Origin of the sequence: Paracoccus sp. MA (genome assembly GCF_020990385.1) — a bacterium.
In the GTDB taxonomy this organism is placed as follows: domain Bacteria; phylum Pseudomonadota; class Alphaproteobacteria; order Rhodobacterales; family Rhodobacteraceae; genus Paracoccus.
Genome location: NZ_CP087598.1, coordinates 2,343,448 through 2,354,678 on the forward strand (window position 1 = coordinate 2,343,448; position 11,231 = coordinate 2,354,678).

Genomic DNA, 11,231 nt, shown 5'->3' on the forward strand with positions numbered 1-11,231 from the left:
CGCCCGGTCAGGGGAAATGTCCAGACGGTCGGCCGCATCTTCGGCAGCGCGAGCCGGCGGCCGGTATGGTCGCGGCGCCGGACGCCAAGACCGCGCGGATCCTGGTGACGAACGGCGGCCATTGGCCGAAGCCGCCGCCCCGGCGGATCAGGCCGAGGACATGATCTCGGGGAAGCGGGCGTGCAGGTTGCGGGAAATCTGCGGCTTCTCGACCTTCTTCAGATAGGCGTCCAGCCGCTGCAGCCGCCGCGGATGCGCGGATTCGGCGATGCGGTTCGCGGTGCTGTTCAGATACCAGGGCATCGAGCGGCTCTGGCGATAGAGGTCGTAGAACCGGCTTTCGGTCAGCGTGCCGGTGACCGCCTCGCGCACCACCGTGCTTAGCAGGCCGGCCCGGCGCAGGAACAGCGCCGTCTTGTGCCCGGCATAGCGCGCCCTCAGGAACGAGACGTTCTCGCCCTGATAGCGTTCGATATGCAGGCGGTCCTCTTCGATGCGCGGATCGTAGACCAGCCACAGCTTGCCCGCGGCCCGCGCGCCTTCGGCGCCGTCGGCGAAATCGCCCGACCAGTCGGCCTTGCGCCCCGAGCTGAAGCGTTTCTCCCAGGGCACCAGCGCCTTCTTCAGCGTCGATTGCGGGGAAAACGCCACCACCGTGCAGCCCGGAGCCAGCGGCGCCAGGGCGGTGGCGGCATAGGCGCCCATCGAGGTGCCGATCAGCGCCACCGACCGGAACCGGGCAAAGAACCCGTCCCGCGCCAGCCCGGACAGGTAGTCGAACAGCGCATCCTCGCGGAACCATTTCGCGGCATAGGCAAAGACGCCCAGATGCGACCAGCCGTTCTTCCTGATGAAGCCGTAGCCCCAGCTTTCGCGGTCGACGGGGTCGATATTGACCGCCGACAGGTTGTCGAAGCTGATCACCAGCTGGTCGGTGTCGCGCTGGACGTAATGCAGCCCGGTCTGTTCGAAGGACTGGAAGAACCCGCGCCGCGCCGGATCGCCGCGCAGCTCCAGAAGCCAGCCGGGTGCCGCCGGAACGGGCGGCGGCGCGGCATCGTCCCCGCCCGCGGCCCGGGCGGCGGCGTCGCCCTTGCCGGCCTGCGGCGCCGGGCCGGCCTGCGAGGGCCGCTCGGGCGGCATCATCCGCACCCGGTCCGCGGCGGGCACGGTGGCGCGGAGCTTCGCGATCCGCCGCTCTTGCGCCTCGATCTCGGCCTGCACCACCTCGGGGTCGAAGAGGCGGTCGTGCTCTTGCGGCGATTCCCGCAGCAGCCGGGACTTCAGCTCGGCGATCTGGCCGGCATAAAGATCGAAGGCCGACCGGCCCAGCGCCGTCAGCTCGGGCAGCGCGGCGGTGAGGCTTGCGATTTCCTGCGTCACGGCGGGCACCCAGCGCAGCATGCCGCGATCGACGTCGTGATTGCTGTTGTACTTGTCGAAATATTCGAAATTGATCCGCTGCGCATTGGCGCTGTTCGCCGTGCCGCGCCATTTCTTCATCAGGAAGACCTCGTGCGACCGGATCATGTAGTGATTGACCTGCGCGAGATCGAACCCCGCCAGCGCCGGCGACATGCACCAGCGCCCGCGCAGGAAATGCTCGGTGACGTCCTGGCCCGAGCCGTTGACGAACAGCAGCGGATTGCGCGGCGTGCCCGATGAGCCCTTGTAGACCGGGCGATGTACGCCGAAGCGCCGCACAAGGTCGGGGCGGAACAGCGTCTTGATCGCCAGATGGTTGGGGCTGGGGGCGAAGTCCAGCGGCGCGGCGCGGCGGAAGGTGTCGATCTGCAGCCGGTCGCTGAATTCGATCACCCCGCCCGAGCCGAAGATCCGCCAGGGCAGGCCGATGGCATCGGCGTTGTCGGGCATGGCCGCGAACAGCGCGTCCAGCGTGCCGTCCCCGACCTTGACCTGCAGGAACTCGTCGCCGTCGATCACCATGATCCAGTCCGACTCGCGCACGATCTCCATGCGGTTGGCGCGGGTATAGGCGCGGACCTGCGGGTCCTCGGGCAAGTCTGTGGACAGCTCGCTGTTGTCGAAGTGATGGATCAGCCCGGCGCCGTCCAGGGCCTGCAGGATCTCGTGCGTGCCGTCGGTGCAGTCGTTCGAGAAGATGACGAAGCGGTTGAAGCCGATCAGACGGTGATAGGCCAGCCATTCCAGAAAGAATGGCCCCTCGTTCTTCACCGTGCAGACGATCGTCCGCAGCCGATCGCCTGTCCGCCGAACCGATTGTGCGCCGCTAGCCAAGAGGTTTCTTCTCCAGATGGTGCCCTACTGGGGGCCGGACCCGTCAGGATTGATCCCGCATTCCCGCGGCACGGTCAAGTTTCGCCGACCTCTGGGCCGGCGCGTTCCGCGGCTTTCCGGGGGCGTGCCGGCATGCGCGGCCCTTTACCGCTGGCCGATGGCCGCGCGCGTGGCTAATGTGGCGCCAAAGCCGTTCAAGGTGCCCATATGTCCGAATCAGTTGATTATATCATTGTTGACGATGCGATAATTCTGCCGCCCAGCGAGGATGAGAACGGCCGCCTGCAAAACGCCTCGGGCGTTTTCGACAGGGACGGCAGGCCGGTCGACATCGCGGTCTCGCTGACCCATGGCCGGCCCCGGCACGCCCCGGTCGAATACAGCGCCCCCGAGGCGCCGGAGTTCATTCCGGGCACCCATGTCTTCGGCGGCATCTTCTTTGGCCATTTCGGCCATTTCATCACGGAATCGACCGGCAGGCTCTGGGCGCTGGACGATCCGGCCTTCGGAACCCGCTCGGCGCTCTACATCCCCAAGGCCGGGCCGGTGAACGATGCGGCGATCAAGGCCCAGACCGCGCTGCTTGCCGCCCTGGGCATCTCGGCCGAGATCCGGGTCGCCAAGGGGCCGACGCGGGTCGAGCGGCTGGTGGTGCCGCGACAGGAATTCGGCCTGGGCCCGGACCTGATCTCGGGCAGCGGACGCTTTGTCGCCTTCGCCCGCAGCGCGGCGGAGAAGGTCGCGCCGGCCGGTGCGGAAAAGCTCTACATCTCGCGCCGCGACCTGCCCTTTGACCGCGGCACCATCCTGGGCGAAACGCTGATCGAGGCGCTTCTGGAGCGCGAGGGCTACCGGATCTGGCTGCCGCATCGCTGCAGCAAGGAGGAGCAGGTCGCGCAATATCGCGCCGCCCGGCAGATCATCTCGGTCGACGCGTCGCCGCTGCATCTTCTGGCCTATGTCGCCCAGCCCCATCAGCAGATCGCCATCATCAAGCGGCGCTCGATGAATGCGGTCGACGACATCGTGCAGCATCTCGAATCCTTCGGCGGCAGCCAAGTGACGGTGATCGACCGTCTGGTCGCCAATCACGTGCATGCACGCCTGCCCCGCATCGGCCGCTCGTCCTGGGGCGAGGTGGATCTGGGGCAGGTCGGGCAGGAACTGAAGGCGCTCGGCCTCATCGAGGACACGTCGGGCTGGCGCAACCTGACCGAGGACGAGATCGCCGCGCAGATCGCGGTCATCGAGGCCGGGATGAACGCGAAATACGTCCGCAAGCCGGTGCCGGAGCCCGCTCCCGCCGACTGAACCCGGACCCGCCGCCGCCCGGCCGGGGCCCGTATTCCCCCGCGCCGCCCCCGGCCTGGTCGACACCTCTCGACAAACCAGCCCGGTTCCATGGTTCCGGCCCTCCGCGAAAGCGGCGGCCGGGGCCGTGATGGACAATTCTTTGGCGAAACCGGCCGGGCGGTGTAGCCTTGCGGTGGCAGGAAGGAGCACAAGCGCATGTCCCGAAAGACCGCCCGCTATGTCATCGTCCCCGATGACAACGTCTTCAACGACAGCATGGAGACCAGCAGCTTCCGGCTGTTCCGCGCCATGCATCACCGGCTGTTCCGGGCATCGGGCGCCCGGCCCGCGGGCAGCGTGGCGCAGGGCGCCGGCGAGGGCTCGGCGCCCGCGATCCGGCCGCGCCTGAGATTGCTCGATACCGAGGTCGGCCGCATCCGGCTGATCGATTCGATCGGCGAGAACGAGGCATCGCTGGTCTGCATGAGGCCCGAGCAGGCGCGCGAATTGCAGCGCGCCTATCCCGGCCTGCGCGTGCGGCGCGAGCTGCGGCTTTACCCGCTGCGCTACGGCCAGATGGACATCATCCGCAAGGAGGCCAAGCCCTCGGCCTTTCGCTCGGCCAAGGAGCTCGAGTTGCGCTGCGTCGATGCGGCCAGCGGCAAGCCGGTCGCCGGGGCCTCGGTCGTGGTGGTGCTGGACAGCCGGCGCGGCTTCGGCATCTCGGACGGGGTGACGGACCGGGACGGGCGCTACCGCACCGCGCTGCCGGCCGGGCAGACCCGCATCGACGCGGTGATCTGCCAGCCCTTCGCGGACCATTGGCCGGGCGGGGCCGAGGATATCGCGGTCAGGGACAAGGGCCCGACCGAGCTGACCCTGTCGCTGGCGCCCATCCGGGCGGATTTCCCCGACGGGCTTGCGCGGATGCTGGCGCCGGCGGAAAAGGCCGACGGGCGCGGCGTCCGCGTCGCCATCGTCGACACCGGGGTCGATCCCGCGAAGGGGCTGAAGCTCGAACGCGGGCTGAACACCACCGGCACCGAGCCCGCCGACGAATGGTTCGACAACGGCACCGGGCACGGCACCCATGTCGCGGGCATCGTGGCGCGCGTGGCGCCCGAGGTCGCGCTGCATTCCTATCGCGTCTTCGAAAAGGATGCGGGCGGGGCCAGCGAATTCGCCATCGCCCGCGCCATCCGCCAGGCCGTCGACGACGGCTGCGACCTGATCAATCTCAGCCTCGGCCAGGGCTCCGAGCCGGTCTCGATCTCGCGCGAGGTGCGGCGGGCGCGGGCGATGGGCGCGGTCTGCGTCGCCGCCTCGGGCAACGACTACATGTCGCCGGTCTCATACCCGGCGCGCTCGGGGACGGTGGTGGCGGTTTCGGCCGGCGGGGTGCTGGACGCCTGGCCCGAGGGCGCGATCACCGGGCGCAACGTCGCAACGGATCCCGCCCCCGTCGGGGACCGCTTTTTCGCCCGATTCAGCAATATCGGACCGGAAGTGGACTTTATCGGGCCCGGCGTGGGGATTATATCTTGGGTCAGCAAGACCTCGAAAGGGGTGATGGACGGCACCTCGATGGCCTGTCCCGCGGTGGCGGGGCTGATTGCCCGGCTGCTGTCTGCGACCCCGGAACTCCTGTCGGCCGAGCGCAACCAGCAGCGTTCCGACGACATTATCAAGATGGCGAACAGCCATGCCGTTCCGATCGGCTTCGGCCCGGAATACGAAGGTGCGGGGCTGATCGACCAGAACCAGGGCCAAGGATGATGGCAATGAAGGCGCAACGCAAGAAGACCGAAAGCTGCATGCTCGTCTATTCCGACGACCGCGATCCCAGCCGCGAGGAAACGGCCGAGATGCTGGACCATCTGAAGCCGCTGCCGGCCGAAGAGGTCGTGCCGGGCACGATCCGGGTCGAGGGCAGCCTGAGCGAGGTGCGCAAATGCGTCGGTGACCTGGCGCATTGGCGGCTGGCGCAAGAGCGGATCTTCAAGCTCAATCCCCCGCACAAGGCGCAGCTGCGCTGACGCGCCGCCGGCCGGCCGCGGGCGGGGCGGCGGCCTTGCCCCGGCCGGCACCGGCATCCCCGGGCAGAGAAACCGGCGCTGCCAGCTTCCGGCGGACCGAAGCGGCGGCGGCAAGGCGCGGGCATCGGCCCTGGGCGGGTCGCCTTTTCGCCATGCCGGGAAAGCCGGCCGGTCGCGCCTTCGGCTGGAGGGGATCAGGCGAAACGCCCGCGCGGCGGTCATTTCGCGCGCCATGGGCCGGGCGTATTTCCCCTCCCTTCCCTGCTTCAGCCGCCGATCTGCCTCGGGATCAGGATCGGGATCGCCCCGGCGAGAGCACCCGGCGCACCGGCTTGCGGCGCCGACCTTCCTAGGCGAGGATCTCCCCGGTCCGCGGACGTCATCCGCGGCTGCTTCAGCCGCCGCTCGGCGATCCGTTCCCGGAAAGAGGCCAAGCCTATCCCGGCTGCCGCGATCAGCACCGGGCCGCGGAGGTTCCCGCCACGGCACCGACCAGCGTCGCGATCCTGTCCGCGCAAGGGATGATGCAGCGCCGCACGGTGCACCGACAGAAAATCCTCGGCCCTGTACAGGTGTCCGGCCAGTTCGCACGCCCGTCGCGGTGCATCTGCCGGAACTGAAAGGCAGCGCGATGGGCTCTGTGTCGCCGATGGATCTTGCCCCCCAGCAGACCGGCGGCCTACTGCAGCAGTTGCCGGACGAGGCAGGCGACGACGGCACGCTGATGCGCTGGCTGCAGGACCGGCAGCCCATGCCGGGCCAAGGCGAGCGGTCCTGTTCGAATATCAGCATCCGCTTCTTGGGCTGCATTGGCGCTCGTGCCTTCGGCGAACCCTATGCCCGAGGCGCTGCAAAACCCTGCAGCCGCCGGGGCTGCAAAGCACCATGTCGATGTGCCGAAGGCAGAGATGCCGCGCTATGCCAGGGGCTATGCGCGCCGGGGCGACAGCCCGGTGATGCGCCGGCTCTACTGGGCGATCAAGGAGGCGGCTCCTCAATTCGATGGGCTGGACAAGACGGCGCTCGACCAGGCCGTGGCACGCTCGATGCATGGCAATCCGCCCATCCGCGACTGCATGAGACCATAGCGAAAACGAACGCCCGGGAACTGGACGGCGGGGAGCGCGCCGTCGGATTTTCCGACGATGCTGGTCACCAATTCTTTCCTTTCCGAACAATGGGTAACGGGCCGGGCTTAACAGCGGTGCGGACAGGCGGTGACCTTCGGACCGTTTTCGCTGCGCCAGGTTCAGGCGGCAGTTTCGGGGAAACCGCGTGCGCCCTGCTGCCAGGGCCGACTGTCTCCGCAAGGTTCTGCCTATACCCCCTCGGGCAGCTTCGATCGCATCGCCTCCCTTCGGTCGAGCCTGTCTCCGTCGATGACGAAGGTGCCGTCGCCCACCGCATGCAGGGTTCGCGTTTCCGTGCGGTTGGTGTCGAACCAGGCCGCCAACCCGTCCAGAACGACGATGCCGTGCCGCTCGACGATATCGACCACCCGGCATTCGATATTGGCAAGGCAGTCGCGGATCAGCGGCGCCCGGACATGCGTTGCGGGCAGGCGCGTCAGGCCGAACCGCTGGAACTTGTCCACCTCGGCGCCCGAGCAGGTTCCGATGCCGATCACCGTGTCGATCATGTCCAGCGTCGGGATGGCGATCACGCATTCCCCGGTCTCGCGCAGTGCTGTCCAGGAATGGTTCCATGGCCCGGTGGTGATGGCGAAACGCGGGGTGAAATCCATCACCATGGTCCAGGTGATGGTCATCACGTTGTCCCTTGCGCCGTCATGCGTGGTGACCAGCGTCACCGGTCCCGGCTCGATCAGGGTGAAGGCGCGGCTCAGCGGCAGTTCCTTCATGATGCTATCCTTCCTGTTTCGCTCATCCGCCTTCCCTTCAACCTGACGCATGAGGATGGCGACGAGACGGGGCCCGCCGCACGAGCGTGGCGCCCATCCGGCCGGCGGGGACCATGCTGCATGCGGTCGTCATCGCCCCCTTCTGTAAGGCGCATCCGCCCTCACTCTGGCACGGCCGATGCGGGCTGCCAATCGCGCATCGGCCGCAGCCCCTGCGGCGAAAGCCGTCAGGCCGGGCCCTCGGGCGAGGTGCGGCGCAAGCAAGGCGCGATCTGCATCACCCCAAGGAAAGAACCACGGCCAAGCTGCGACCCGCCCCCCTCGATCAGCCCTCGAAACGGATGCCGAGGGCGGGAAGATAGTCCTTCGCAAATGGCGACCAGCGCGCTGGCAGGGTGCCGGTCTCGGGGGTGAGCGTTTCCAGGACGCCCAGCAGCTGCACCAAGGTCGCCCGGATGATCGCGTGGCCCAGGCAGGCGTGCTGGCCCATGCCGAACATCAGCGCGCGCGCGCCCTCGCGATCGGGATCGAACCGTTCCGGCGCAGAGAAGGCCAGCGGGTCGTGATTGCCCGCCGCCCAGACCATCGACAGGACGGCCCCGGCCTCCACCACCAGATCGCCCAGGGCAATCCTGCCCGTCGCCAGCCGCATGGTCATCGGGGTGGAGCTGGCCAGGCGCAGGCATTCATTGGCGCATTGCGCCGTCGGCGTCACCTGGCCCCGATGCGCGAAGGCCACCCGCAGCGCGGCGTCCAGGCCCAGGGCGGCGGACTCGATCGCGTCGAAGGCCATGCCGGCGATCAGGTCGGCGGCCAGCCCGTCGCCCAGCCGGTCCCGCAGGTTCCGCGAGAAGGGCGCCCCTCCCTCCAGCGCCGCCAGCGACAGGTCCCGCACCCTGCCGGCCGCCGCTTCGGCCAGATGGGCCTTTGCCGGATCGGGCGAGAGGGACAGGACATGGGCCAGGTCGCGCACCGCATCCTCCATCTGCAGGGCCGCAGTCGCGTCAAGACCGATGATCTCGCCCCAGACCCGGCACACGACCAGCGCGATCAGCCCGGTCCTCAGGTCGATTCTGGCCGGGCCGGAGGGCAGCGCCCGCCGCACCGCTTCGCGGGTGATGCCGGCCAGCGGCACGGTGTTGAAGGCGGCGATCAGCGCGGCCCGCTCGGTCCGATGGACCTCGCCGGATTTGGTGAAGAGCGCCCGGTCGAGCAGCGCCAGCAGCGCGGGCGTCTCCGCCATCGCGGCGGGATCGGGCGCCATGCCGTCGGCCAGAGGATTGCGGGCGAGGCTGACCAGTTCCCGGTGGCCCAGGATGGCATAGCCTCCCCATGGCGCGATCTGGATGCGCTCGCCGGCGGCGAAGTCGTCGCGGAAGGCCTCGGCGGCGGAAGCCCAGCCATCGGGATTGTCGAAAGTCTGGAAGGTTTTCATGATATCAGTCCAGCAAGTGCAAGAAGACCCCCCGCCGGCAGGCAGGGTGGCGAAACCGGAAACCGGGTCCTTAGCGCTTGCGGATCGACTGATGCATGTAATCGTCCTTTCGCCCCGGAAGATAGGACGCCGGCCCTGCCCGGGCAAGAGGCGTGGCAGAACCATCCGGCATGCGTGTGAATGCCCGCCAATCAGGCTTCGACCGATGCCGCACGCGGTGCGCCCGATGCGGGAGGGCTTCCTGCCGCCTTTCCCCGTTTCTGTCTCCACTATCCCCAGCGCAAAAGCATGGCGCTCAAGCCGCGAGCATGCATCGTTCATGTCGGGGATCGCTCCCGATCGAGGATGAGCGTGCCGACATCTGCCCGACGGTCAGGCCCGCGGGATTTTTTGCCTTCTGCCTGCGACATTCGGCTTGATTTCCAGGGGATTTGAGGATGCACGATCCGCGGAACCGGCCGAAAGCCCGAGGGAGGGATCATGGGGCAGCATGTTCGGCAGCCACCCGCAACGATCAGCGGCGGGCCGCTCCCGCGGTTCATCGCGGCGAGCGGCCTGACCAATCTGGCGGACGGAATCGCTACCGTCGCCTAGGCCTGGACGGCGTCGCTGCTGACGCGTGACCCGCTGCTGATCGCCCTGGTTGCCGTGGCGCTGCGGTTGCCCTGGGCCATCTTCGCGATTCCGGCCGGGATCGTCACCGACAGGGCCGACCGGCGCAGGCTCATCCTCGGCATGGATGTGCTTCGGTCTGCGGGTTTCGGCGGGGCGGCCGTGGCGCTCTGGTCGGCGTTGCCGCTGGCGGACGCGCCGCAGGTCGGGGTCTCCTCGATGCCTGCTTTCGCGGCGCTGATCCTTGCAGCCCTGACCGTTGGCGGGGCCGAGGTCTTTCGCGACAATGCCGCGCAGACCATGCTGCCCTCGCTGGTGCCGCATGAGCGGCTGGAGGCGGCAAACGGCAGGTTGTGGAGCGTGGAACTGACCGGCAACGCGCTTGTCGGCCCCCCGCTCGGCGCAATGCTGGTGGCGATGGCGCTGCCGCTGCCGTTCGTCGTCAACGGCGTGAGCCACGGCCTTGCGGCGCTGATCGTTGCGGGGATCGCGGGGAGCTTCCGGCCACGCCACGCGGACAGGAGGAACTGGCGCAGTGAACTGGCCGAGGCAATGGCTTTTCTGCGCGCTGCCCCGATCCTGGGGCTGCTCGCCTGGCTCACCGGGTTCTGGAACCTGTTTTCCCAGATGGTGAAGATCGGCCTGATCCTGCATGTGCAGGAGAATCTCGGCCTGTCCGCCACCGGCTATGGGCTGGTGCTGGCGGCGGGGGCGGTCGGCGGCATCGCTGGCGGACTGATCGGCGAGCGCGTCGTGCGGCGGATGGGTGCCGGAGCGGCGGCCCAATGGATGCTCTTCGCCTCGATTCCCGCCTTTGCAGCCATCGCCTTGGTCCCGAGCGCGTGGGTGCTGGGCCTGATCCTTGCGATCTTCGAGTTCTGCGGGCTGGTGTGGAACACGGTTTCGGTCTCGTCCCGGCAGCGGATGATCCCCGACCGCCTGCTCGGCCGCGTCAACAGCCTCTACCGGCTGCTGGCCTGGGGGATGATGCCGCTTGGCCTGCTGCTGTCCGGCATCGTCGTGCGCACAGCCGAGGCGGTGGTCGCCCGCGAGTCGGCCCTGACCGCCCCATTCTGGGTGGCCGCAGCCGGTATCTCGCTGGTCACTGCGATCGGATGGCGGCCGCTTGGCACAGGGCTCGGCCACCGGGCGCCGCGGAAGGGGTAGAAGATCCTGATGCGTCAATGGAAGCTTTGTCCCGTATCGGTGGCATTGGCCTGGGAAACGGCAAGCCGGGCGTCCGGTCCGGGAAAGCCGCGCTGCAACGTCGGCGATCTCTCGGCCGCCGGCAAAGGGCTGCGTAAGATGAACTGCGCGCTTTTGTGCTGCGAGAAGCATCGGAGTCGGCATCGGTGGCGCTGATCGCCACGCCTTCGTCCCTCGGAAATCGTGGCAAGGATCGCCATGGAGATCGGCCCGGCATCGCATCATCCGGCGCCGGGACAGGACGCAGGGCCCAAGGCGCCGCCCGGCCCTGCAGGATCGGCCAGCGCACCGCGCCGCAGCCTGTTCTGGCGCCTCGGCGATCAGCTGCCTTCGCAGGGAGTGGACAGCCTCGGCCCGGCCGAATTCGCGCGCCGCAGCCTGTCGCGCCTGCTCGTAGCCGGGCAGGAGCCGGGCAAGCTCCTGTTCGGCATTCAGCAACGCCCGGCTGCGCTCGCCCGCCAGGGCATTGGCCAGCCGCGCCTCGGCGATCGAAAACGGCCGCTCGGTGCGATAGAGGGTGTCGAGCTCA

The 11,231-nt window shown here is 68.5% G+C and carries 8 protein-coding genes; 5 read left to right on the plus strand and 3 right to left on the minus strand.

Annotation, left to right across the window (positions count from 1 at the left end; all coding sequences use genetic code 11):
• Nucleotides 1-147: 147 nt before the first annotated feature.
• Nucleotides 148-2,196, minus strand: a complete 2,049-nt coding sequence (locus tag LOS78_RS18770; protein WP_230377768.1) for a glycosyltransferase family 2 protein — start codon at nt 2,194-2,196, stop codon at nt 148-150.
• 270 nt (nt 2,197-2,466) lie between these two features.
• On the opposite strand from LOS78_RS18770, the gene LOS78_RS18775 reads away from it, so the two are divergent.
• From LOS78_RS18775 to LOS78_RS18790, 4 genes are all read left to right on the plus strand, one after another.
• Nucleotides 2,467-3,570 (plus strand): glycosyltransferase 61 family protein, encoded by a 1,104-nt coding sequence (locus LOS78_RS18775; RefSeq protein ID WP_230377769.1) that lies wholly within the window; start codon nt 2,467-2,469, stop codon nt 3,568-3,570.
• Between the two features lie 198 nt (nt 3,571-3,768).
• Complete coding sequence (locus tag LOS78_RS18780) at nt 3,769-5,328, plus strand: S8 family serine peptidase (protein ID WP_230377770.1); 1,560 nt, start codon at nt 3,769-3,771, stop codon at nt 5,326-5,328.
• A 5-nt stretch (nt 5,329-5,333) separates the two neighbouring features.
• Nucleotides 5,334-5,588, plus strand: a complete 255-nt coding sequence (locus tag LOS78_RS18785; protein ID WP_028711566.1) for a hypothetical protein — start codon at nt 5,334-5,336, stop codon at nt 5,586-5,588.
• A gap of 836 nt (nt 5,589-6,424) precedes the next feature.
• The gene (locus LOS78_RS18790) at nt 6,425-6,676 is read left to right on the plus strand and encodes a hypothetical protein (protein WP_230377771.1); all 252 of its coding nucleotides are present in this window, start codon (nt 6,425-6,427) and stop codon (nt 6,674-6,676) included.
• A gap of 230 nt (nt 6,677-6,906) precedes the next feature.
• Here LOS78_RS18790 and LOS78_RS18795 read toward each other — a convergent pair whose 3' ends face one another.
• Both LOS78_RS18795 and LOS78_RS18800 read right to left on the minus strand, forming a co-directional pair.
• Nucleotides 6,907-7,449 carry a flavin reductase family protein gene (locus LOS78_RS18795; protein WP_230377772.1) on the minus strand — a complete coding sequence of 181 codons (543 nt, stop codon included), beginning with the start codon at nt 7,447-7,449 and terminating at the stop codon, nt 6,907-6,909.
• A 325-nt stretch (nt 7,450-7,774) separates the two neighbouring features.
• Nucleotides 7,775-8,884: a cytochrome P450 gene (locus LOS78_RS18800; protein WP_230377773.1), complete on the minus strand. Its 1,110-nt coding sequence runs from the start codon at nt 8,882-8,884 to the stop codon at nt 7,775-7,777.
• 648 nt (nt 8,885-9,532) lie between these two features.
• Here LOS78_RS18800 and LOS78_RS18805 point away from each other — a divergent pair.
• On the plus strand, nt 9,533-10,663 hold the full coding sequence (locus LOS78_RS18805; RefSeq protein ID WP_305802571.1) for an MFS transporter: 1,131 nt from the start codon (nt 9,533-9,535) through the stop codon (nt 10,661-10,663).
• Nucleotides 10,664-11,231: the final 568 nt, after the last annotated feature.